Source organism: Paenibacillus sp. FSL K6-0108 (genome assembly GCF_045040695.1).
Taxonomy (GTDB): domain Bacteria; phylum Bacillota; class Bacilli; order Paenibacillales; family Paenibacillaceae; genus Paenibacillus; species Paenibacillus pabuli_B.
On record NZ_CP150288.1, the window covers coordinates 463,366 to 486,060 of the forward strand.

The 22,695-nt window shown below is 46.9% G+C and carries 23 protein-coding genes; 16 read left to right on the forward strand and 7 right to left on the reverse strand.

Annotated features, from left to right (window positions below):
- Positions 1-18 precede the first annotated feature (18 nt).
- From MHB49_RS02300 to MHB49_RS02315, 4 genes are all read left to right on the forward strand, one after another.
- Positions 19-198 carry an aspartyl-phosphate phosphatase Spo0E family protein gene (locus MHB49_RS02300; protein WP_109999319.1) on the forward strand — a complete coding sequence of 60 codons (180 nt, stop codon included), beginning with the start codon at positions 19-21 and terminating at the stop codon, positions 196-198.
- Positions 199-604: 406 nt separating this feature from the next.
- Positions 605-1,120, forward strand: coding sequence for a hypothetical protein (locus MHB49_RS02305; RefSeq protein WP_109999318.1), 516 nt, complete (start codon positions 605-607; stop codon positions 1,118-1,120).
- Positions 1,121-1,219: 99 nt separating this feature from the next.
- The gene (locus tag MHB49_RS02310) at positions 1,220-1,747 is read left to right on the forward strand and encodes an ATP-binding cassette domain-containing protein (protein ID WP_405154866.1); all 528 of its coding nucleotides are present in this window, start codon (positions 1,220-1,222) and stop codon (positions 1,745-1,747) included.
- Positions 1,740-2,177, forward strand: a complete 438-nt coding sequence (locus tag MHB49_RS02315; protein ID WP_405154867.1) for a hypothetical protein — start codon at positions 1,740-1,742, stop codon at positions 2,175-2,177. Before MHB49_RS02310 ends, MHB49_RS02315 begins: the two co-directional genes overlap by 8 nt.
- Positions 2,178-2,384: 207 nt before the next feature.
- On the opposite strand, the gene MHB49_RS02320 is transcribed toward MHB49_RS02315, so the two are convergent.
- Positions 2,385-2,549 carry a hypothetical protein gene (locus tag MHB49_RS02320; protein ID WP_405157022.1) on the reverse strand — a complete coding sequence of 55 codons (165 nt, stop codon included), beginning with the start codon at positions 2,547-2,549 and terminating at the stop codon, positions 2,385-2,387.
- Positions 2,550-3,445: 896 nt separating this feature from the next.
- Between MHB49_RS02320 and MHB49_RS02325 the strand changes: the two genes are divergently transcribed.
- From MHB49_RS02325 to MHB49_RS02360, 8 genes are all read left to right on the forward strand, one after another.
- Positions 3,446-3,634 carry an aspartyl-phosphate phosphatase Spo0E family protein gene (locus tag MHB49_RS02325; protein ID WP_064642743.1) on the forward strand — a complete coding sequence of 63 codons (189 nt, stop codon included), beginning with the start codon at positions 3,446-3,448 and terminating at the stop codon, positions 3,632-3,634.
- 227 nt (positions 3,635-3,861) lie between these two features.
- On the forward strand, positions 3,862-5,685 hold the full coding sequence (locus MHB49_RS02330) for a sensor histidine kinase (protein WP_405154868.1): 1,824 nt from the start codon (positions 3,862-3,864) through the stop codon (positions 5,683-5,685).
- 5 nt (positions 5,686-5,690) lie between these two features.
- Positions 5,691-6,458, forward strand: a complete 768-nt coding sequence (locus tag MHB49_RS02335; protein ID WP_405154869.1) for a response regulator — start codon at positions 5,691-5,693, stop codon at positions 6,456-6,458.
- Between the two features lie 103 nt (positions 6,459-6,561).
- Positions 6,562-7,857: an ABC transporter substrate-binding protein gene (locus MHB49_RS02340; RefSeq protein ID WP_405154870.1), complete on the forward strand. Its 1,296-nt coding sequence runs from the start codon at positions 6,562-6,564 to the stop codon at positions 7,855-7,857.
- A 30-nt stretch (positions 7,858-7,887) separates the two neighbouring features.
- Entirely contained in the window at positions 7,888-8,598 is a 711-nt protein-coding gene (locus tag MHB49_RS02345; protein WP_405154871.1) for a hypothetical protein, read from the forward strand.
- 109 nt (positions 8,599-8,707) lie between these two features.
- Positions 8,708-9,622 carry a carbohydrate ABC transporter permease gene (locus tag MHB49_RS02350; RefSeq protein ID WP_405154872.1) on the forward strand — a complete coding sequence of 305 codons (915 nt, stop codon included), beginning with the start codon at positions 8,708-8,710 and terminating at the stop codon, positions 9,620-9,622.
- On the forward strand, positions 9,615-10,460 hold the full coding sequence (locus MHB49_RS02355; RefSeq protein WP_405157023.1) for a carbohydrate ABC transporter permease: 846 nt from the start codon (positions 9,615-9,617) through the stop codon (positions 10,458-10,460). Before MHB49_RS02350 ends, MHB49_RS02355 begins: the two co-directional genes overlap by 8 nt.
- Before the next feature lie 50 nt (positions 10,461-10,510).
- Positions 10,511-11,848 carry an FAD-dependent oxidoreductase gene (locus MHB49_RS02360; RefSeq protein ID WP_405157024.1) on the forward strand — a complete coding sequence of 446 codons (1,338 nt, stop codon included), beginning with the start codon at positions 10,511-10,513 and terminating at the stop codon, positions 11,846-11,848.
- A gap of 499 nt (positions 11,849-12,347) precedes the next feature.
- Here MHB49_RS02360 and MHB49_RS02365 read toward each other — a convergent pair whose 3' ends face one another.
- The 4 genes from MHB49_RS02365 to MHB49_RS02380 form a co-directional block, all read right to left on the reverse strand.
- Complete coding sequence (locus tag MHB49_RS02365) at positions 12,348-12,998, reverse strand: amino acid ABC transporter permease (RefSeq protein ID WP_247900403.1); 651 nt, start codon at positions 12,996-12,998, stop codon at positions 12,348-12,350.
- 128 nt (positions 12,999-13,126) lie between these two features.
- The gene (locus tag MHB49_RS02370; protein ID WP_247902996.1) at positions 13,127-13,849 is read right to left on the reverse strand and encodes an amino acid ABC transporter permease; all 723 of its coding nucleotides are present in this window, start codon (positions 13,847-13,849) and stop codon (positions 13,127-13,129) included.
- 103 nt (positions 13,850-13,952) lie between these two features.
- On the reverse strand, positions 13,953-14,786 hold the full coding sequence (locus tag MHB49_RS02375; RefSeq protein ID WP_405154873.1) for a transporter substrate-binding domain-containing protein: 834 nt from the start codon (positions 14,784-14,786) through the stop codon (positions 13,953-13,955).
- Between the two features lie 32 nt (positions 14,787-14,818).
- The gene (locus MHB49_RS02380; protein WP_192262586.1) at positions 14,819-15,547 is read right to left on the reverse strand and encodes an amino acid ABC transporter ATP-binding protein; all 729 of its coding nucleotides are present in this window, start codon (positions 15,545-15,547) and stop codon (positions 14,819-14,821) included.
- Between the two features lie 461 nt (positions 15,548-16,008).
- Between MHB49_RS02380 and MHB49_RS02385 the strand changes: the two genes are divergently transcribed.
- Entirely contained in the window at positions 16,009-17,622 is a 1,614-nt protein-coding gene (locus MHB49_RS02385) for a glycoside hydrolase family 28 protein (RefSeq protein WP_405154874.1), read from the forward strand.
- A gap of 114 nt (positions 17,623-17,736) precedes the next feature.
- On the opposite strand, the gene MHB49_RS02390 is transcribed toward MHB49_RS02385, so the two are convergent.
- On the reverse strand, positions 17,737-18,588 hold the full coding sequence (locus MHB49_RS02390) for an AraC family transcriptional regulator (protein ID WP_405154875.1): 852 nt from the start codon (positions 18,586-18,588) through the stop codon (positions 17,737-17,739).
- Between the two features lie 259 nt (positions 18,589-18,847).
- Between MHB49_RS02390 and MHB49_RS02395 the strand changes: the two genes are divergently transcribed.
- Entirely contained in the window at positions 18,848-19,306 is a 459-nt protein-coding gene (locus MHB49_RS02395; RefSeq protein WP_247900407.1) for a cupin domain-containing protein, read from the forward strand.
- A gap of 282 nt (positions 19,307-19,588) precedes the next feature.
- Here the strand turns inward: MHB49_RS02395 and MHB49_RS02400 are convergent, their stop codons facing one another.
- Positions 19,589-20,416 (reverse strand): aldo/keto reductase, encoded by an 828-nt coding sequence (locus MHB49_RS02400; protein WP_405154876.1) that lies wholly within the window; start codon positions 20,414-20,416, stop codon positions 19,589-19,591.
- Positions 20,417-20,752: 336 nt separating this feature from the next.
- On the opposite strand from MHB49_RS02400, the gene MHB49_RS02405 reads away from it, so the two are divergent.
- On the forward strand, positions 20,753-22,009 hold the full coding sequence (locus MHB49_RS02405; protein WP_405154877.1) for a DUF445 domain-containing protein: 1,257 nt from the start codon (positions 20,753-20,755) through the stop codon (positions 22,007-22,009).
- A gap of 216 nt (positions 22,010-22,225) precedes the next feature.
- The gene (locus tag MHB49_RS02410) at positions 22,226-22,669 is read left to right on the forward strand and encodes a hypothetical protein (RefSeq protein WP_247900410.1); all 444 of its coding nucleotides are present in this window, start codon (positions 22,226-22,228) and stop codon (positions 22,667-22,669) included.
- The last annotated feature ends 26 nt before the right edge of the window (positions 22,670-22,695 follow it).

The following is a 22,695-nucleotide window of genomic DNA, read 5'->3' on the forward strand; positions in this document are numbered from 1 at the left end:
CCTAGAGGGGTACATGCCATGAGAGAACAGAGTATCTTAAAAGACCAAATAGAGCAAGGACGACAAGAATTGAGTCGCTTGGTAGATCAATATGGAATCCCGAATGTAAAAGTGCTTGAGCAGTCGATGGCGTTGGATGAGCTAATTAATGAGTATAATCGATTTACTTTAGGAATGAACATGAATATTAAAAAGTAAAATACAATACACATACCTGATTTTAAGACAATTACGAAAGATGTTAAATCATTGGTAAAGTAACAACTAAAGTTTCCTGCAGAGAACATATAATAAAAACCGATACCGAACATGTGAGATTGTGTACAGTCTTTGAATAATGAGCACTAATTTCCAATAAGTATTAATTACTCTAATATTTTATTTATAGGTTTTTATTCATAAGAAGAGTTTTTTAGTATTTTTTGCAAAATATTATAAGATTTTATTGGGGGTCAATTATAATCTATTTCAGTTTTATAAAAAGATTGACGGTTCTTTTTCTTTTTCTGGAAACGGAGGTGAACGACATTTAGATGCGTAATTTTTGAAGTGTTGCTGGTTGATCTTTAACGTTTTTCAGTCCAAAAAAAAGGAGAATTCCAAAATGAAAAAAAATTCATTCTTAAAAATGTTGTCTGTCGCTGTTATGAGTACAGGATTAGCATTTGGTAGTGTTGCTCCAACATTCGCAGCGGAGAACGTTGAAATTCCGGATACTTCAATTATTGGTTCTGAATCATATGTAGCCCCAGTGCCGGGGGCAAATAACGATGGATTTTCAACATTTGCGACAATTTCAACTCATTCTTGGCTGAAAAGCTATAAAAATTTGTATGGAATTACAGTTGCAACTCAAGAAGCGTTTGCTCAATGGACTTGGGATGACGGTAAAATAACAAACTTCGGTAATTTGTGGCAAAATAATTCCACTGCTCCGCTCTACGGTTTCAAAGACGAAGAGAACAAATGGAATTATAAATATACTTCAACGGGTCAAACGAACCAAGGTGTATTGTTTGAGAGCGGAATTCCTACACCATGGGGTCACGCAGGAGGATCAGAGTTTACAAGTCGTATTCTAATTAATGTTTCTTCGACTGGTAACTCAACTGCTCAATAAGTTAGAAAACATATGAAAAACACAAATACTTGGATGGGTATATAATGACCTTATCCAAGTATTTGTTGGTATAAAGGATGAGAGTCGAAAGGAGCTAATATGAACAGAATCCTGAAAGTAGATAACTTGAAGATCAAATTTAAAAATGATCTGATACTAAATAATATTTCACTTTCTCTCAATGCTGGTGATGTTTATGCATTGGTCGGAATCAATGGTTCTGGCAAAACTACTTTATTATCCAGCCTAGCCGGACTCCTCTCACCAACCTCAGGAAATATTTTTATTGAAGAGAAATTAAATCAATTTAAGCAAACGAGTATGTCGTTCCAACCCACTTCTTTCTACTCCCATTTAACGGGTAACGATAATGCACGATTATTATCCCCTGATCCTCAAAGAGCATTGAAAATATTAAAAAAACTAGATCTGACTACACCACAAATAATGAAAAAGAAAGTGAAGACGCTGTCTTTTGGTCAGAAACAACGACTAGGAATAGCTATTGCTCTTTCGAAGAATGCAAAAGTTTACCTTTTGGATGAACCAACAAATGGACTCGATCATTACTCCTATAATAGGTTGGTCGAAGTAGTTGCTGACAATACTTGTAGGAATTATGTTTAGCTTTGTCACTCCTGCTGTTTTTAATCTTCCGATGGATTTAGTAAACACGAAAATAATAACGATTAAAGATTATTCTCTACAAATTTTAGGTTCTATTATAAGTCTATTATTGTGGGGGATGTTTGCAGCTTGCATCACCGTTTTGAGCAAAAGTTTAATGGCGGGGATCATCGTTGGTTTTATCTACCCAACCATTGAATCATCAGTGTTCCATAGTTGGTCAGTAGGACAGTATTTACCTTTATTCATTCAGAAATCAATGCTTCCTATTTTATTTAGAGATACTGCTTATGGAGGAATTGTATCATTCTACGATATGCCTGACATATATTCTGTAACTACAAGCATGCTGTTTACCTTAGCGTATACAATGTTTTTCCTGTTAGTAACATGGATTGCTTTAAAGAAACAAAGGACTCTCATGCCATAGAAGTCTTTTAAACCGCCGCATTCTTAAATTAACATTAATTAGCCATTTCTAAGATAGGCTCTTTTTTTGAACAATTTTTTTGGCTCAATCTAGAAATTAGTGGTTGAATTCTTCAAATTATTAAATATCGTCGATTGCGTTCTAAAATACCTTCTTTGTGGCACACCCAAGTACGAGTAGTGCCGACGCTGGTAAGCTTTAATCAGTTTATGCTTTCCTTCCACTGTCGCATTCGTAAAACGACAAGTGATGGTAATCCACGATCTCCTCTTGCCAGTTTCGCATGGTTTTCAATGTGCTGCGGACGGCAGGGTGCTCAATGGTTTCACCTTCCTCTAGCCAGCGTTTGAATCCCAAGTAAGCTACATGAATGTTGGGAGAGTATTTATACCACTCAGAGAAAGATTCTTTCCATTCCCAGACTCTGCGTCACAACAGAGAGAAGGTGAGTAGGCTTTCTAATTGGGCTTTGCTCTGTTCAGAAAGCAGATCCATGGGTGGATTCAGCGATCGATAATGGCTTTTCGGGATGGATTTGGCCCGGGGAGATAACCTGTGTTGAATAGATTTTAGAATCTCCTAAACACTCTCGATGACATAACCATGAACATGGAACCGATTTGTAATTCTAATCGTCTGGGGAAAACGTTAGGAATGAGAGAACGTCTTACGCCTATCCTGATTCTGTGATTCAATTCCTGAATTATCATACTATTAACAATCTCCAAAGACCTAGTGTTACTTATAAAACAACTCATACTAACTCAAAATTAAAGGAAGTTATTTCCAGCTTTGAAATCGTTATTTATGACGACATAAACACGGAGATCAAATCGAGCGCTCTAATTTTTAAGATGACTCGCAATAATATCACGTGGAAAATAGCATCTGCTGAGATTATACGTAACATGGAATAGACTGAGATGATATTTACTTTAATTGAGTTTTGAGGCTCCCCTTTCAGACTACCTTAATTCAACTCCAATGATAACCTCCCATCCAATGGATGGTCATCAGAGACTAATTAATAAAGTGATAAAAATTCAGTTCTTAAATTCTTCGACCAAACATTTCTGGACACCATATGTAGACATGCTCATAATATCTTTGCGCACATCTTGTAGTTATAACAACTTTCACGGCTTAATGCAAAAAGATGTGTTATGAAAGAATCCCTCTGTAAACAATCATTTTATTTTGCAAAGGAATAAAATATGAATTTTTTGGCAATGTATCCTAAAATGTTTTAAAAAGAGGGGGTGCATGCTGTGAGAGAACCGAAGCAGATTAGAGACCAAATCGAACAGAACAGGCATGAGTTAAGTCGATTGGCGGAATATCATGGCATGCAAGACTACAAAGTCCTTCAACAATCGATGGTATTGGATGAATTAATTAATGAATATAATCGCTTCAAATATAAAAAACACTTTATGAAAAGACAGCCGATTGCATAATGCAGTCGGTTTTTTTATGCAATAAAAGAGTAGTCGACTTCAGCGATACAGTCGGCTTTTTTGCGTTTCCTCTAAAGCTGCGATTCAATCTTGAAATTCCGTACCAATCCCAGGGTTGGCAGGATAGCCAGCGATCATTAAAACTGGATATGATGACCCCAGTTATATCCAGATTGATCTATGAAGAGGGATCATACAATGATCGGGAGAGGGAGGGATGAACGGAAATGATGGACAAGGTACAGGGTTATTTCGGAAGAAATATGAATCTGCGCACCAAGCTGCTCCTGTTGTTCCTGGGGCTGACCTTGCTGCCGCTAAGCTTGCAGGGAGTAGTGAATTACCTGCATTTCTCGCAGACGATTGATCGCAAGACGGAGCAGTTCACCATTGATATTGTTCGCCAGATTAACACCAATCTGAATCGGCTGCTCAAGGACTTCGAGCGGTTGTCGCTCTTGCCGCTCTACGATCAGATGGTGCTCGGCATTCTGGGCAAATACAATGCTCCGATGGGATCGGGTACATGGGCGAGGTCCGATGATTATCTGAAAATGAAGCTCTACACGTCCGGTCAGGCGTATGACCGACCGGAAATTCGTGGCATCCATCTGATCAGCAACAGCGGCATTTTGTTCTCCAATCTGGATTCACTGGCAGTGAATCCGGTATGGGACAGCAGGCAGGATGACTGGTTTGCAGAGCTTAACGGCTCGGAAGGCGAATGGCGTCTGCTTCCTCCGCACGAACCCAGCTATTACACGGGCATTCATGAAGAGCCGTATATATCGGTTGCCCGTGAGATTCGTGATCCGGGGACACTCCAGCGACTGGGCTACATCCTGATCGACATCCGGTTGGAAGCTTTCGGTCAGCTCTTGTCCAATCTGAATTTTGAGCAAAATGCGAGCCTGATGATTGTCGACAGCAAGCAGCGGCTCCTATTCGAACGCACCTCAGCCGGAGGCTTGTCTGCATACGACCAACTGTTAACGCATGGCCAGCTTCAAGGCTACGCAGGCAACCAGAAGGTTGTCCTTGATGGGAAGCCCTATCTCTACGTACAGCACCATTCCAGCTATTCAGGACTTTCGGTGATCAGCCTGACACCTATTGCCGTTATTCAGAAGGAGTCGGGCGAGATGCTCACGTTTACGTTTGGATTCGCTGTGTTATGTATGGCGGCCGTAGCAGTTCTCGCGGTTCTCTTATCCTATCGCATAACGAGGCCGCTGATTCGACTGAAGCACAATATGATTCGGGTGGAGCAGGGGGACTTTAGCCAGCGCGTAGCGCACTTTAGCAATGATGAGTTCGGGCAGATTAGCCGGGGTTTTAATCGGATGATGGAAGAGATCCATCGACTGTTCAACGAGGTATTTCTGTTGGGCATTCAAGAGCGAGAGGCGGAGTTGTCAGCATTGCAGAGCCAGATCAATCCCCATTTTATATACAACACATTAGAGTCCATCAACATGATGGCGGTCCGCCAGAAACACGCTGAGGTGTCTGATATGGTGACGGCACTTGGCAAGCTGCTGCGTTATACGATTGATAAGGTGGATCGGAGGGTTCCACTTCAGGAAGAATTGGCTTTTGTGCAATCCTATGTACGCATTCAACAGGTACGTTATGACGGCAAGCTGGAGGTAATCTATGACATCGATGAAGCCATTACAGCGTGTCTGATTCCAAAGCTGATATTGCAACCGCTGGTGGAGAACGCTGTCTACCATGGCATTGAAGGGCAGGCCGACGGCGGGGTGATCTGGATATCTGCATTGAAATTTGATGATGAGCTGCTGATTAATGTACGTGACAATGGCAAAGGCATGGCTCAAGCGGAGATTGATGAATTAAATGAATCCATGACTCGGCAGCCTTCCAGTGATGCATTGCGATGTCATGCCGGGGATAGGCTGGGGCTTAACAATATCGCCCAAAGGCTCCGACTCATGTATGGAGAAGGTGGCAGTCTGAGCGTAGACGGCAGTCCCGGGCAGGGTCTGGCGGTCACGATATCCATTCAACTGCAATCGAAAGGGGAATGAAGCGCATGTATAAAGTATTGCTTGTGGAGGATGAGACGGTCATACGTCAGGGGCTGAGAGAGCTGATTGTACAGGCCGCTCCTCAGTTTCAGGTAACAGGTGAAGCTTCGAGCGGAGCCGAGGCACTGGATTTTCTGAGATGTGAAGTACCGGATGTGTTGATCACAGATATTCGCATGCGTGAAATGGACGGATTGACACTGGTATCCAAAGCAAGAGATATGTACCCTGAACTGCTGATGATCATCATAAGCGGGTACGGGGAGTTTGAATATGCACGCAGGGCGATGGAGTACGGGGTGTTGAATTATCTGCTGAAGCCGATTGAACGTCATGAACTGGCGTTATGCATCCAAAAAATTCAGTTGCTGCTGGATCGCAGGTACGGCATTTCAACCCTTCCAGTCACGGAACCATCTGGGAAAGCAGAGCACTCCGGCGGAGATACGCGAAAGATTATCCGAGATGTGAAGGAGCACATCAAGCAGCACCCCGATGGGGATCTGCGACTTCAGACCATAGCAGCTCTGGTTCATCTGAATCCCACCTATCTAAGCCAGCTGTTCAAGAGCGAAACAGGGACCAATTACTCCGAATACATTGCTGAGGCTCGTATGGAACGGGCCAAGTGGCTGCTGGTTAACACAGGACTCAAAATCTATGATGTTGCAAGGTTATCCGGGCATCAGAGTCCCAAGCACTTCATGCTGGTATTCAAGCAGCAGGTGGGATGGACAGCAGGGGAATATCGTGACCGATTCAGCATTTCTTGAAATACCATACCATTTCTGTAATTGACGTGATTTATGAGCGGGCGATGCCTTCGTTATACTTTGGTTGCACATGTATACCACTACGTCCATAAGGGGGATTTTCATGAAAAAAGCAGGACTGATATTGCTACTCTTACTCATGATGGTTGCTTCAATCGGGTGCACAAGCTCCAATTCCGGAAGTGATCCTGGGCAAGCAGCCGGGGAGAATGGAGAGGTTGAGCTGAAATTCATGATGTGGGGCAATCAGGCACATATGGATGTATACAACAAGCTGATCGATGGCTTCACGCAGGAAAATCCAGGCATCAAGGTGACGATGGAATCCGTTCCTTTCGCAGAATACCAGCAAAAAATTTCGGTGCTTGCCGCTGGAGGCTCTCTCCCGGATATCGCCTGGGTATCAGAGCGGATGGTGCCACAATTCAAATCCAATCACATCCTGGCCGATGTATCCGAGTTCAAGGATGATGCACAGTTCAAGCTGGATGATTATATATCAAGTACGCTGGATTTGTTCCGTGATGGCGATCAGCTGCTGGGGTTGCCTTTTTCCACACCACCAGTGGTCATGTTCTACAATAAAACGCTGTTCGACAAAGCTGGCCTGACCGACCCGAATACACTTGCCAGCCAAGGGCAATGGACATGGGAACAGTTCGAGAAGTCCGCCAAGGCGGTTACCAGCAAGGAGGCGACCAACCGGATCTATGGCGCCAACTTTTTTCGCGATTGGAAGACCTGGGCTGTGCTCTCCTCGTATTCCTGGTCCAATGGCAGTGGCCCGTTTGACGAAGGCATGACGAAGTTCACCTGGAACGATGCCTATGGTGTACAGACCTTTGAACTGCTGGAGCGCATGATGTTCACCGATGAATCGCATCCAAAAGCAGGCGAGCAGGTCAGCTTCGATGCTGGCAATGTGGGCATGTTCTTCGATAACTACAGCTATGTTTCCAAGGCAAGAGAGATTACGGATTTTGAATGGAGTATCGCTCCTATGCCTTCCGGCTCACAGGGCAGCGTACCGATGCTGGGGCAGGCTGGATATGCCATGTTCAACGACAGCAAACATCCGGAGGAAACCAAGAAGCTGTTGAAGTATTTTTCCAGCGAGCAGGGTATTCAGGCGACGGCCACCTACTTTGTGCCTCCGCGTACCTCTGTGCTGAACTCCGATGCGTTCATTCATCAGCCGAATAATCCGAGCAAGGAGCATATTGTGCAGGCGGTGATTAATGAAATGCCAAAAGCGCGCTTGATTCCCGGTCATATCCGTTGGCAGGATATCGACAATGCGGTGTTGCAGGGATTTGATCGATTGTTCGCCCGTTCAGCGACACCCGAGGATAATCTGAAGCAAATGCAGGAAGAGATCCAAGCCGTGCTGCAGCAATAAATCATTTTATAGAAACAGGAGGTGAGTAGGATGGGCAAATTCAAGGAATTGCTTGATCGGAAATCGCTGTCACTTGTGGTTAGCCTACCCGAGAACGATCTATCTTTGGCCCGGGCAGCAATTGAAGAGGGTGCTGATGCACTGAAGGTGCATTATAATGTCGGCCATCGCGCCAGCGGGAATCATTTTGGTCCACTAGACAACTATGCCGAAGTTTTTCAGGCGATCCGCAGCGAGTTTGGCGGCCCGCTTGGGGTCGTACCGTCCGGCAGCATAGATGGAGCAAAACGGGAGGACGTGGAGCGCCTCTCCGGGCTGGGTTTTGACTTCTATTCGATCTATGCACATCACTTGCCGTCCTTCATGCTGGATGACCTGGGGCTGGACCCCACGTTTGCAATTAATGACGAATATGAACCTTCCCTCGTAACGTCAGCGGCTCATTACGGCTTCACCGCCCTGGAGGCCTCCATTGTGCCTGGAAATGAATATGGTACACCACTAAGCTTTGCGGATGTGCTCAAGTATCGCCGTCTGGTCTTGCAGGCGCAAATTCCGGTATTGGTTCCTTCCCAGCGAAAGCTGGTACCGGACGATGTTCGGGTGCTGCACGATACCGGAGTCAAGGCGATCATGCTTGGAGCGGTCGTAACGGGCAAAACGGAGGATCAGCTGCGAAGTGTTGTTCACGGGTTCCGCAATGCGGTGGACAGTTTGAACCGTCTGGACTTTATAAGTTGAACTAAACATTTACAAGAGAACGTAGAGGACAGAAATAACCTGAAAAAACGGAGTGCCAAGTGTAAATATTCGTTTCAGGAAGAAATTTGATAAAGGGGAGGACCTGACTGTGACCCATTCACGCAAGCGTACAGGAAGAGGTCCGCTCGCCAGAGAGGCCCAGATCGCGGGATGGCTGTTTGTATCGCCGATGGTGCTCGGGTTTACCCTGCTGCTGCTGTTTCCCATGGGTTTGGCGCTGTACATGAGCCTGACCGACTGGCCGCTGCTGGGGGATCATCAATTTATTGGACTGGAAAATTACCGGAATGTGATGACAGACGCTATGTTCTGGAAGGTGCTTGCCAATACGGTCTATTTCACTGCGGGGCTTGTGCCGCTTAATATTGTGCTCGCCCTGCTGCTTGCCTTGCTGCTATCCAGAAGTTTACGCGGCATCGGAATTTTCCGCACAGCCATCTTCGTTCCGGTCATGACCTCGCTGATTGTATGGTCCATCGTATGGAAGCTGATGTATGCAACGGAGTCTGGACTGATCAATCAGCTTCTGTTGATGATCGGCATCAAGGGACCGGCCTGGCTTTATAATCAGGATCTGGCGATGCCTGCGGTTATTGTGACAAGTGTACTGAAAAATGTGGGTCTGAATATGGTGCTGTTCATTGCAGCCATTCAGCAGGTGCCGCGTTCATTGTACGAAGCGGCAACACTGGACGGCGCGGGCAGAAAGGGAACCTTTTTTCACGTCACGCTGCCCATGATCACGCCAACGGTATTTCTAACCATGGTCATGACCGTGATTGGCTCGCTCAAGGTGTTTGGACAGATCTACGTCATGACACAGGGCGGGCCGAGCAACAGCACAAAGGTATTGGTCTATTATATCTGGGAAAAAGCATTCAAATTATTTCAGTTCGGCTACGCCTCTTCGCTTGCATATGTACTGTTCTTTATCGTGCTAATTCTGACGCTGCTGCAATGGCAGCTTCGAAAGAGGTGGGTATTCAATGAAGGCGATGCTTAGTTCTTCGTTTCGCAAGACAGGGAGTGCCCTTGGTACGTACTTATTGCTCACACTGATCTCACTGATCATGATTGTTCCATTTATCTGGATGTTATCGACGTCATTCAAGGAGCCTCAGAGCATATTCACCTATCCACCGCAGTGGATACCGGATACGTTCCGGTTTCAGAACTACATCGATGTCTTTCAGCTGATTCCGTTCCATCGTTTTTATTTTAACAGTGTATATATTGCTGCTGTGGTTGTGCTGGGTACAGTATTCTTTGCATCTCTCGCCGGGTACGCATTTGCCAAAATTCCGTTCAAGGGACGTAATGTGGTATTTCTCATCCTGCTGAGTGCGATGATGATTCCTCATGAGGTGACGGCAATTCCCATGTTTCTGTTCATGCGGCAGCTGGGGTGGATTGATACCCATCTTCCGCTGATTTTACTGCCGATCTTTGGGGCAGGCGGCGTGTTTGGCATTTTTGTGATGCGGCAGTTCTTCATTACGGTACCTACCGAGCTGGAGGAAGCGGCGATGATTGATGGCTGCAACCGATTCCGGATCTATGCGCGAATTATGTTGCCAATTGCCAAGCCCGGTATGGCTACGCTGACGATCTTTACTTTTGTGACGATCTGGAATGAGTTTTTCGATCCGTTGATTTTCATTAACTCACGTGAATTGATGACGCTGCCGCTTGGGTTATCCCTATTCACGGATGAAGTGGGTACAGCCTGGCAATATCTCATGAGTGCCACCGTCATGGCGACTCTGCCGCTTCTGATTGTCTTTTTCCTGGCACAGCGGCGCTTCATTGAGGGAGTTGCCATGACGGGACTGAAAGAGTAGCCCATGCAATAGAACGGAAGGAGTGATATCACTTGAGTGAACGGAAGAGTATGAAAAAGGAAGAAGCGGATGTGGTTGTTGTTGGAGGAGGTCCGGCGGGTATAGCGGCAGCCATCGCTGCTGGACGACAAGGTGTTCGAGCGGTATTGGTGGAGCGGTACGGGTTCGTTGGAGGAATGTCGACTGCCGCCATGGTCTACCCATGGATGACCTTCCATACGGAGAGTGGTGAGCAGGTGATTCGGGGCATCGCCCAGGAAATCGTTGACCGGCTGCAGGCGCGTGGCGGCTCTCCAGGGCATCTTCGTGATACGGTTGGTTTTGTGCACACCGTTACGCCGTATCATCCGGCGATCTATCAGGTGGTTGCGGCGGAGATGCTGCAGGAGGCAGGTGTCCGGTTGTTATTGCACAGCTTCGTGGATGAAGTGGTTATGGTGGATGATCGGGTAGAGGCGGTACGTCTGACGAACAAATCTGGGCGAATGGAGCTAAGAGCGAACGTATTCGTGGATGCCAGCGGTGATGCGGATGCGGCTTATCTTGCGGGCGCCTCTGTTGCCAAGGGGCGAGATGGCGATCACCAGTCACAGCCGATGACCATGAAATTCCGAATGCGTGGTGTGGACCTTGGACGAGTAAAGCGATATATGCAGGAGCACCCGGAGGATTTCTATGCCAAGACGCCTTTCTCCGAGCTGGACCGTATCCCGTTAACCGGGGTGAGCGGCTTTTATTCCCAGTGGAAAAAAGCGGGTGTACCGATTAACCGCGATCAGGTATTGTTTTTTACCGGACCGGCTGAAGATGAAGTATTGATTAACTGTACCCGGGTGCAGGGGCTCGATGCTACGGATGCAGAGGATCTGACCTCTGCCGAACAGGAAGGCAGGAAGCAGGTGCTGATGATCGCTGAGTTTCTGCAGCGCGACGTGCCTGGATTCGAGCGGGCTTCCATCTCAGCGGTAGCACCGCAGATCGGTATTCGTGAATCCAGACGAATTATCGGGCATTATGCGTTAACCAAGGACGATGTGGTTACAGGGCGAAAGTTTGACGATGTCATCGCCAGAAGCGGCTATCCGATTGATATTCATGATCCCTCTGGTCAAGGCGTCGTAGCGGCCTTTATTGAAGGAGACGGGGCATACGATATTCCGTACCGCTCTCTGATTTCCCGCAATATCCGCAATCTGCTGGCGGCAGGACGCTGCATCTCCACCACACATGAGGCGCATGCAACGACAAGGCTGACTCCAAGCTGCATGGCTACGGGGCAGGCGGCGGGAACCGCAGCCGCTATAGCTGTACAGATGAAGCTGGATCTTTTGGAGCTGCCGGTAGCGGTGCTGCAAAAGGAACTACGCCGAAACGGAGCAGCGATTTGAGGGATGAGTTGATTGTGGGCGAAGAAGTAGAAGTGGATGTGGGTGTTTATTTAATCACTGGGTCGAAAAATGTAACGAACCTGAGACGTCTAATTTGGGGATATCAGCTGAAGTGAAAAATCTAACGAATCTCAGTAAGACTATTTTACTCAGAACGCTGAAATAGCGGGTTAAAGCGGGGGAGTTCGGAAGGATAGAGCGTTTACGATTCGTTAGATTAGAAACTGTCTCAATAATGGCTAAATAAGCTTCCCTCAGTTCGTTAGAAATTGGTGGGAAGTTCGTGAATTTATGAGCATAACTGTAGGCCCACAAGAAACTCCAAATCCACTGCTTACGTGGATTTGGAGTCTTTTGGGCACTTTCATTCTTTTCATCCATTTGGTTCTTCCTTCATGTCTATTTCCTTCATAATCTGATCAAATACGAAGCCTTGGTTACTTCATGCCTCATGTTACTTTATGCTTCGTATTCTTTTATGCCTTATTCCTTCCGATCATCAAGTCATTCGTGCTTCAAGCCGTCGTGCCACAATGGACAGCGTGTAGTTGATGACGAAATACAATACGGCTGCGAGCAGCAGGGCAGGGATGACGTAATCGAAGCTCTGCCCACCGAGGATCTGCACATTGTGCATCAGCTCTGGCAGGGAGATGATGATCGCCAGTGACGTATCCTTTAGCAAGGAGATGAACTGACTCACCATCGGTGGCGACATGCGCCGTAAAGCCTGGGGCATGATGATACTGCCGAGTGTCTGCATGTAGCTCAGGCCGGAGGAGCGGGCGGCTTCCACCTGGCCGCGCTCGATCGATTTGAGGCCGCTGCGGACAATCTCCGCGATCATGGCGCCTTCGAACAGACTCAGTCCAACGACCGTTGACCAGAAGACGGACATTTTGATCCCCAGCTGAGGCAATACGATATGGATGAAAAAAATGATCAGCAGCAGTGGCAGATTCCGGATCGTATCCACGATAACTGCCACAATCTGTGACAGGACTGGAATTCGGGTATATCGAACGGTACCGAGCACCGTGCCGAGTACAAAACTGAATACAATCGACAACCCTGCCACTTGCAGGGTAATCAGGAATCCGTGCAGCAGGAAACGAAGGTTGGGCCAGGCGTAGGCCCCGCTAAAGTCCATAATTCATCAGCCTCCTTCTGTGTGCGGACAGGAAATGTAGAAGATTGGAATAGCGATTGCATAACACAGTAGAGTAGAGATGCACCTTGAACAGATGTGTTGAACACAGAGAGAATATCGTTCAAATGTTACATGGTGACCTGACCCGTTGGTTGGGTCTTTTTTGGTTTGCCTTTGGTACGGCTGGCGTCAGCATCACTTTGTCCGAAACGGCGCTCCATATAATGAACCAGGAAGCTGAGCGGCAAAGTCAACACCAGATAGAACAGCGCAACAATAGTGTAGACGCTTAACGGCAGGAATGTATCCGAGTTGATCAGATCGGCAAAATACATCAGATCCATACCGGCTACGACCGCGAGGATGGATGAATTTTTGACCAGATTGATAAACTGGTTGCCAATGGACGGCAATACAATCTTGATCGCTTGCGGCAGAATGATCAGGTTCATGGCCTGTACGTAGGACAGACCCGAAGATCTTGCGGCTTCCAGCTGCCCGCGAGGGACCGTCTGAATGCCCGCCCGGATTGCTTCGGCAATGAAAGCGGCCGTATAAATCGTCAAGCCGAGTGTGCCCGAGATGAATCCGTCCAGTGAAATGCCCATTGCAGGCAATCCGAGATAGAAGAAAAATACGACGAGCAGCAGCGGAATGTTGCGGATAAACTCCACAAAGGCCGTACCGATCCAGTTGAGCGGCTTGATGGGTGAGATCCGAAAGATAGCCATGATTGCCCCAAGAATAAAGCTGCCAATCAAGGCCATAATGCTCACCTGGATGGTATTGAGGAAGCCTTCCAGAAATCGATCCGAGTGTTTGATCAGTATACTGAAGTCCAATTTGCCCATATAGGCGAAGCCTCCGTTCTCCAGATGTAGAAGCGGCGATTGCGTCCTGTCCATGCACAGCACAACCTCGGCGAAGTCGCCGCTTAACCATCATTAATCGGGGTTACTCGGGCTTGCTGCCCAGCCATTTCTCGTGCAACGTATCATATTCACCGCTGTCCTTCATACTTTTGAGCAGGCTGTTTACTTCTTCGACGAAGGCAGTGTCGCCTTTGCGAATTGCCATGCCGTAAGGTTCGCTCGTGAAATTGCCACCAACCAGCTTGTAGTTGTTATCCGTCTGCTGCATACCGATCAGGATGATGTTATCGGTCGTCAGAGCTTCGCCTTTACCCGCTTTGAGGGCTGTGAAGGCATCCTGATAGTTATCGAATTCCAGCACCTCGGCATCCGGGGCTTTTTCGCGAATATTTTGTGCAGAAGTTGAGCCTTTAACGGCAAGTACCTTCACACCGCCAAGACTTTCCAGACCGGTAATCGCGCTATCGTTTTTCACAAGCAGGGACTGCCCGGCTTCAAAATAGACATCACTGAAATCCACTTGTTCCTTGCGTTCATCCGTAATTGTCATCGTGGCAATGATGATATCAATGTCGCCGTTTTGCAGCATCGGAATACGCGTTTTGGACGTTACTTCCTTCAGTTCTACCTTCGTTTCGTCTCCAAGAATCTGTTTGGCAAGTGCTTTGGCGATATCAATATCGAATCCTTCGACTTCGCCGCTTGCGGGGTCCTTCAAACCGAACAATTTGGTATCATATTTCACGCCGGCAATGAGCTTGCCGCGCTCTTTAATCTGTTCAATGGTGCCTTTGGCTTCGCTACTCCCACCAGAACCGCCGCTGCTGCTGCTTTCCTCTCCAGTGCTACAGCCGGACAATACAAGGGATAGAATCAAAACAAGCATAAACGACGGCCACTTTAATACATTTTTCATTTGGTAAAGACCCCTTTCAAAATGGATTATTCTTAGTGGTGAATCAGACGACTCAGGAATTGCTTGGCCCGTTCTTCTTTCGGGTTGTCGAAAAATTCAGCGGCGGCGGCTTCTTCCACAATTCGGCCTTCATCCATAAAGATGACCCGGTCTGCGACCTCGCGGGCAAATCCCATCTCATGTGTTACGACAACCATCGTCATCCCGTTATGGGCCAGAGATCGCATGACATCCAGCACTTCCCCGATCATTTCGGGGTCCAGCGCAGAGGTTGGTTCGTCAAAAAGCATGATTTTGGGCTCCATGGCAAGACCTCTTGCAATGGCCACACGCTGCTGTTGTCCACCGGACAACTGGGAAGGATAACTGTCAGCTTTGTCCGCAATGCCTACCCGGGTCAGATACTTCATCGCCGTAGAGGCTGCCTGTGCTTTGGGCTGTTTACGCACCTTCATGGGTGCAAGGGTAATGTTATCAATGACTTTTTTGTGAGGATAGAGATTGAAGTGTTGAAATACCATGCCGATGTCTCGGCGGAAGAGGTTGATGTCCACCTTTTTCTGATGTAAAGGGACACCACTGACGACAAGTTCACCTTCGGTAATCGTCTCCAGACGATTGATACAGCGGAGCAATGTACTTTTGCCTGAGCCGGAAGGGCCGATAATGACAACGACCTCTCCTTCTTCAATGTGAAGATGAATATCTTTGAGGACATGAAAATGACCAAAATGCTTCTGGACACCCCTAAATTCAATCAAGAGACCCCATCCTTTCTGCAGCTCCTGTGTGTAAAAGGAATTTTAAGGAATAAATTGAAACTAGTTATTTAATCATACATACTCATCCTGCTAAAGGCAATTGGTTTGTGATAAAACATGACATAAGTAATGGGTTTCATAGGGCTATAGCTAGAGTTTATGTTATATATTTGTCATATCAATAAACTATTTGTGACGAATCCTGACAGAAAAATGAATCCATTCTCCTAGTTGTTTTACAACCATTGGAATAGATGTATAGAGTATACTGGAAGAGATATTCATTTTATGTCTCTGATCATAAAAACAAATAACATCAAATTCTTCATTGTACACGGCAAAAAAGCTCAACCTTATGTGCTACGTCGTTGATATGATGGAGCGAGAATGCGCTGCCAGCAAGTGATGCAATAAGAAAGACAGTCCGATCCATTATAGCTAGAGAGAGGATGTTACGAACAATGAATACATATTACTCCCCACTGGATACAGGAGAAGGTATTGAATTTGATAGGAAGGCTTATGAAGTGAGTTTACCTGTCATCCCTGCACGGGATTTTCAGATTACGGATTATGGTGCGGTAGGGGATGGCTTGACGGATAATACGGAGATGTTCCGGCTGGCTATAGCAGCTTGTGCAGAAGCGGGCGGCGGCCGAATTGTCATTCCGGCGGGTGTTTGGTTAACGGGACCGATCGTTCTCCGCAGTCGGATTGAACTTCATGTTCAGACGGGAGCTCTGGTTACGTTTAGTCGCAATTTCGATCAATATCCCCTGATTGCGTCCAGCTTCGAAGGTTGGCAGGCCGTGCGGTGTCAGTCTCCCATTGATGGTGAGCAGCTGGAGGATATTGCGATCACGGGTGAGGGAATTTGGGATGGTGGTGGAGAGGCATGGCGTCCGGTGAAACGATCCAAGATGACCGCATCGCAGTGGAGTCGGCTTGTTTCTTCCGGCGGTGTGGTAGAGCATGGTGACGGAGATGAAGCCATTTGGTGGCCCTCCACTTCTGCCCTTGAAGGCGGTGCGATTGCGAATCGTCTGCATCTGGAGCAGGTGTATGATGTGGCTGCTTATGAGGAAGTCAGAGACTTTTTGCGTCCAAACATGGTCAGCCTGCGCCAATGTAAACGAGTGCTTTTGGACGGCCCGACGTTCCAGAATTCGCCTGCATGGAATCTGCATCCTTGGGCATCAGAGCATGTCACGATTCGTAACGTGAGTGTGCGGAATCCATGGTTTTCCCAAAATGGTGACGGGCTGGACATCGAATCCTGCCGTCATGTCGTTGTGGAGCAGAGTGTATTCGATGTGGGTGATGACGCGATCTGCCTGAAATCCGGCAAGGATGCAGAAGGTCGTGAACTCGGTCTGCCCTCGGAATATATTACGATCCGCGATTGCACCGTGTATCACGGTCATGGCGGTTTTGTCATTGGCAGTGAAATGTCCGGCGGCGTGCGGCATGTCCGTGTCTCGGACTGTACGTTTATTGGAACGGATATCGGACTCCGTTTCAAAAGCGCGCGTGGGCGCGGCGGGGTTGTTGAAGATATTCAGGTAGAGCGCATTTATATGAAAGATATCATAATGGAAGCTATCTCGTTTTCCTTTTTCTATGCCAATCAGGAGGGGTCCGCTCGTGGTAGCGACTTGACTCAGGAGGTCAGTGAGGAAACTCCGGTGTTCCGGGATATTCGGATATCGGATGTGGTCTGTGCAGGAGCGGAAACCGCGTTATTGGTTAGTGGACTGCCGGAAATGCCGCTGGATGGTCTGGTCATTCAGGGATATACGGTGACGGCTCGTAATGGGGTACAATGCGCTCATGCGAAACACCTGCGAATCGCCGAAATGAACGCACATATTAGTGAAGGATCGTTAATTCATTTGCATCAGTGTAAGGGTGCGGAGCTGGAAGCGATTGAGGGAGTGGGCCCGGATGGTCGGCTTCTAATGGTGACAGGACATGAATCGGCAGGGATCGTATGCCGGGAAAGTGACGCAGATACAGAGGGACGCCAAATCTCCGTTGGTCCCGAAGTCAGAAGCGGTGTAATGATCCGCAGGTAAAAAGGGCTCGACGTAGCATAAGTTTATCTTATCACCGCGGGCATATCCTGGCGCGCGGTGTCATGGCAGATTGTCGTATGACAGACGTCCGGCTTCGCCAGTCGCTTTGAAGATCTATCGATGTTCTTTGCGATAGCGAAGCGGCGTAGTCCCGGTCACCTGTTTAAACGTTTTATTAAAATGGGCTGTATGCTCAAATCCTACCTTCTCCGCAATCAGCTGCACCCGTTCTTGGGTGGACAATAAACGTCTCTGTGCCTCCCGAACTCGGGTAACACGCAAATATTCGCTGAAGCGAAATCCGGTAAAACGGCTGAACATTCGGCTAAGATAAGATGGACTGATATAAAATCGCGCTGCGGCCTCTTCCAATGTAAGGGGCTCATTATAATGATTGTTCACATAAGTGACGATCTCACTGATCTTATCCTGCATGGGATGATGCGGAACCGGAGAGGTTTGCCGAGTATTCTCTTCCACCCGGTGGATCTGAATCAGGATCTGGGCGAGCAGGCTTCTCACCACAATTTCATAATGAGGTCGGCGCTCCTTGCATTCTTTCAGCATCTGCCACAGCATTCGTTCGATCTCGGGCTGCTCCGCATCAGGCAAGTGCAGCAGCCTTGAACGATCGAAGGGAAGCAGACCACATATTCCAAGCTCCATTCCGGTGGCAAAAGAAGGTGAAAATCCGATCAGGATTCGTTCAAAGCCAGGAATACTTCCTTTGGACGTTGTATGTACATCATGGGGGTTGATCAGGATCAAATCCCCTTTGCGGGCGGTAAGAAGCTGACCATTCATGGAATAGACGCGTTCTCCTTCAAGCAGATAATACAGTTCGTAAAAAGGGTGAGCGTGAGGCTGTGGCATGGCGTTCCCGTCGTGTCTGCTCATATGTTCAATGGTGAATGAACCCTCACCAATTCGATATTTGGGTCCAATCCGATCCTCTATAACACTCATAACACGTCTCCCCTCTGAGCCAGCTGATTTACGGTTAATATCCATATCATAACGGCAAATCCAGTTTGTTGTAAACGCTATCATTTGTGATGATGGCCCAACCAGACGAAATGAATAGCATGCGGATGGAATGATTTTTGGCAAGCTTATACATGCTGTAAAGGTGACAAAAGTCTATACATGTTTTACAGTAGGGGGAGTGAGGCTAACCTCTGGATCGGGGAGTCTCCAATTCGATTTGGAAGGAAGGAAACAGAATATGACGACACATGAATTATCGCCACTCGTTGCTGCTTTGAATATGCAGCCGCACGTTGAAGGCGGTTGGTATAAGGAAGAATGGAAGGCATCGTATCAAATTCCACAATCCGTACTGCCGGATACATACTCGGGCCCTCGATTCTCGGCTAGTTCGACGTACTTCCTGCTGCACTCGCATGAAATCTCGGAATGGCATACCGTTTTGTCTGATGAGCTCTGGTTGTGGCACAGTGGCAGTCCGATTGAATTGAAATTGGGCGGCAACGGGGAAAACCCGGAAAATGAAGAAGTACTTGTGTTGGGTATGGATATTGCTGCGGGGCAATCGCCACAGGTGCTCGTTCCTGCCGGAGTATGGCAAACAGCACGTCCGCTGGGCGACGAGCCTGTGCTGGTAACGTGCGTTGTAGCGCCAGGTTTCCATTTTGATGATTTCAAACTGGTTTCCAAAGGCTAATATAACCATAAATGGACAAGCAAAATCCCGATCAAGGTTGCGTGTGCATCCAGATCGGGATTTTTTGATGTTTTCTATATAAGCTGAACTAAAGATTATTTACACGTGCACTCCGATGACAGAATAACCTTCCAATCGCTCGGTGATAAGCCTATGCTTACGACGTAGCTTTCTTTCAGAAAGCTTTCAGGCGAACGCTTCGCTTTTTCAGGTTTTTTCTGTCCTCTCCGTTTCTGTGTAAATGATTAGTTCAACTTATATAGCTTTGATTATATATTGAAGTTAGAAGTTAAAGTTGTCCGGATCGGAACCAAATCGCTTGTTCTCATTCAATTGACTGATGCGTTCGAGTTCTTCCGCGGTCAACTCGAAATCATACAGGTCTGCATTATCGCGTATGCGCTGTGGCGTAACGGATTTAGGGATGGTCACAATTCCATTTTGCAGATCCCAACGCAGAATCACCTGTGCCGGTGATTTGCTGTACTTGGCAGCGATGTCCTGAAGAAGTGGATGCTCCAAAAGATGTCCCTGACCCAGTGGCGACCAGGCTTCAATCTGGATCTGATGTTTGCTGCAATACTCCCGAAGCTCTGTCTGGATTAACAGCGGATGCAGTTCCACCTGATTCACAGCAGGTTTAATGGTAGCATCGGTCATCAGATCCTCCAGATGGTGAATCTGGAAGTTACTCACCCCAATGGCACGGATGCGTCCTTCCTTATGCAGCTTCTCCAGCGCTCTCCATGTATCCTTGTACTTGCCTTTGACAGGCCAGTGGATCAGATAGAGGTCCAGATATTCCAGTTCCAGGCGTTCCATGCTTGCTTCAAAAGCGGCCAGTGTAGATTCGTAACCTTGATCCGCGTTCCACACTTTGGTGGTAATGAAGAGATCCTCGCGAGCGATTCCGGATTCACGAATACCCTGAGCTACACCCGTTTCGTTGTTATACGCTTTCGCTGTATCGATACTGCGATAACCTGCCTGGATGGCCGTTTTAACGGCTTCAACCACTTCTTCTCCATCTTTAACCTTAAATACACCAAAACCCAGCCAAGGCATTTTGACTCCGTTGTAAAGTGTCGTTGTGTCCTGCACGTGTTTCATGGTCCGAAATTCCTCCTCTGATTCATTCATTATTCCATTATGTAATTACCCTGCTGACCGCCGGCCAATCGTATATGTATGACCGTCTATACTGATTATACTAAAACCTTTTTGGTAATGGAAAAGAATACGACCATTTCGATAGGAAAAACCCCTCTTTTATCCTTTTTCGCCAGCCAGAGGTTTGGTTTTGACGCGTACGGGTGATAAGATGAAGTATACGAAATATGGAAACAGAAGCTTTCTATATAAAGGGATTAAATAAAGAGCACAGGAGCACGGGGAAGTTAGGTGTTATTAAACCCGTGTGATTAACGATAAAGGAGTAAGAATACGATGGCTAAACCTAAACAAACCAAAAAAGCAGCAGCCTGGTCTCTCGTAGTTATGGGAGCGGGATTTGCCGCATCATTGCCGTTTCAAGGTGGTGTTGTAGGCAAACTGCTGGTAGGGTCATTTGAAGCAGGGTTGGTAGGTGGACTAGCGGACTGGTTCGCTGTAACAGCGTTGTTCCGTCATCCACTGGGTATTCCGATTCCACATACGGCATTGCTGCCCAAAAATCGGGACAAATTGACGGAAGGCCTTGTTTCCGCGGTGGAAAATAACTTGCTGAACAAGGATAGTATCACCGAGAAGATTGCCGGTTTCAAGGCAGCAGAAATCGTTCTGGATACCATGACACGGGAACTTCACAACGATGGAGTCAAATCCATGATCGATACACTCTGCAAACGTATCCTTGCAGGCCTGCCGTTGGAGCAGATTGCTCCACTGGTTGCGGGTGAGATCAAATCACAGGCAGGAGCCTTCGACCTGGGTCCGATCCTGGAACGAGCTTCGATCCAGATGAGTGAGCGTGGATATGATGCCAAAGCGCTGGACTACAGTCTGAAGCAGGCAGAGGAATGGCTGGTGAAGCCGGAGACCATCATGTTTTTGGGTGAGAGCGGCCTAAAGGCAATTAGCGGAATCCAGATGAATGGATTAATGCAATTTGCGATGAATGCGTTTATGGGCTATCTGAACGAGGAGCGTATGGGCAGCATATTGCAAGGATATCTGTTTGACCGGGTAGAGGACATGAAGCGGGAAGGGAGCGCTCTTCGTTACAAAGTGCTTGATCTGATGCGAACCCAAGTGGTTCGACTGGCGATGAGTGAGAGTGTGCAGGATGGAGTCAACGGCTGGAAAAACAACATGCTGGATAGTTGGAACGCAGAGGAAACCGTGCTGAACAAACTCACTGAATTGAGGGATAAGGCGCTCGCTGCAATGGAAGATGGTCAGTACGTGGATACGTATGCGCTGCCTGCCATTGAACGGGTATTGTCTGATTTGCGGTCAGACGATGCATTATTGGCCGGATTGAATGCCAAGATTGTGGAGGGCGTAACTACACTCCTGGAGAAAAACCATTCCAAAATCGGTAACCTCGTGCGGGAAAATGTCGACAAAATGGACAATGCCTCCTTGATCTCGTTGATTGAGGACAAGGTAGGACAGGACCTGCAATGGATTCGGATTAATGGGGCCGTTACCGGCTTTGTGATCGGGATTGTATTGACCGCATTGCGGATGGTGCTGGAATAACAAGAAGATACTTATTTTAATGTTTAGAAGCTGTCTGAGTGTATAGATAGCTTCTTTTTTAATACAAATTTTAAATGTTAAATATAGTAATATAATGGAAAAAAATAGTTTACAATTTGCGATCGATGTGTTAGGTTGAAAATGTAAAAAAGATAGTATAAATTACATAAAAGGGATGATATGGTGAATGATGCTGTTGTTCAGAAAAATAGCCATATGAAATTTTTTAAATCGCCTCGTAATTTTAATGTTGAAGCTGGTGATTATTTTAAGAATTTTGTTGTGAACGAAAGTGGATTGAAAATGTATGACTTAATTAAACGCGAACATTTACTTGCGATCTTTCTTAGTATTGATTGTCCAACATGCGAAGACTCGTTACATATCATCGATTCCTACAGTTTGAAGAAACCAGATGTTAATATTGCCGTGTTTATCAACGCGGATGATGTGACCACTCAGCTATTAAATGATTACTATAAAGGCAGAATTTTTATTTCCTCAGTTGGTAAGGAACGGATGAAGGACGAGCTGCAAGTGTTCTCTTTTCCAAGAGGTTTTATGCTTAATAAATATGGTCAGGTATTGAGAAGTGAAGTCTGCGGGGCGGATTTTGCTATGGATATGTTATTGATGCCGTTGAGAAAACTATCAATTTAACGAACAAGATGAAAGGAGAACTTAGA

Coding starts and splice junctions, on each gene's coding strand:
- MHB49_RS02370 (WP_247902996.1), bottom strand. CDS start 13,849: ATGGGCAAATTGGACTTCAGTATACTGATCAAACACTCGGATCGATTT.
- MHB49_RS02365 (WP_247900403.1), bottom strand. CDS start 12,998: ATGGACTTTAGCGGGGCCTACGCCTGGCCCAACCTTCGTTTCCTGCTG.
- MHB49_RS02375 (WP_405154873.1), bottom strand. CDS start 14,786: ATGAAAAATGTATTAAAGTGGCCGTCGTTTATGCTTGTTTTGATTCTA.
- MHB49_RS02340 (WP_405154870.1), top strand. CDS start 6,562: ATGAAAAAAGCAGGACTGATATTGCTACTCTTACTCATGATGGTTGCT.
- MHB49_RS02345 (WP_405154871.1), top strand. CDS start 7,888: ATGGGCAAATTCAAGGAATTGCTTGATCGGAAATCGCTGTCACTTGTG.
- MHB49_RS02335 (WP_405154869.1), top strand. CDS start 5,691: ATGTATAAAGTATTGCTTGTGGAGGATGAGACGGTCATACGTCAGGGG.
- MHB49_RS02305 (WP_109999318.1), top strand. CDS start 605: ATGAAAAAAAATTCATTCTTAAAAATGTTGTCTGTCGCTGTTATGAGT.
- MHB49_RS02300 (WP_109999319.1), top strand. CDS start 19: ATGAGAGAACAGAGTATCTTAAAAGACCAAATAGAGCAAGGACGACAA.
- MHB49_RS02330 (WP_405154868.1), top strand. CDS start 3,862: ATGATGGACAAGGTACAGGGTTATTTCGGAAGAAATATGAATCTGCGC.
- MHB49_RS02400 (WP_405154876.1), bottom strand. CDS start 20,416: ATGAAACACGTGCAGGACACAACGACACTTTACAACGGAGTCAAAATG.
- MHB49_RS02310 (WP_405154866.1), top strand. CDS start 1,220: ATGAACAGAATCCTGAAAGTAGATAACTTGAAGATCAAATTTAAAAAT.
- MHB49_RS02395 (WP_247900407.1), top strand. CDS start 18,848: ATGACGACACATGAATTATCGCCACTCGTTGCTGCTTTGAATATGCAG.
- MHB49_RS02405 (WP_405154877.1), top strand. CDS start 20,753: ATGGCTAAACCTAAACAAACCAAAAAAGCAGCAGCCTGGTCTCTCGTA.
- MHB49_RS02315 (WP_405154867.1), top strand. CDS start 1,740: ATGTTTAGCTTTGTCACTCCTGCTGTTTTTAATCTTCCGATGGATTTA.
- MHB49_RS02385 (WP_405154874.1), top strand. CDS start 16,009: ATGAATACATATTACTCCCCACTGGATACAGGAGAAGGTATTGAATTT.
- MHB49_RS02355 (WP_405157023.1), top strand. CDS start 9,615: ATGCTTAGTTCTTCGTTTCGCAAGACAGGGAGTGCCCTTGGTACGTAC.
- MHB49_RS02360 (WP_405157024.1), top strand. CDS start 10,511: ATGAAAAAGGAAGAAGCGGATGTGGTTGTTGTTGGAGGAGGTCCGGCG.
- MHB49_RS02410 (WP_247900410.1), top strand. CDS start 22,226: ATGAAATTTTTTAAATCGCCTCGTAATTTTAATGTTGAAGCTGGTGAT.
- MHB49_RS02390 (WP_405154875.1), bottom strand. CDS start 18,588: ATGAGTGTTATAGAGGATCGGATTGGACCCAAATATCGAATTGGTGAG.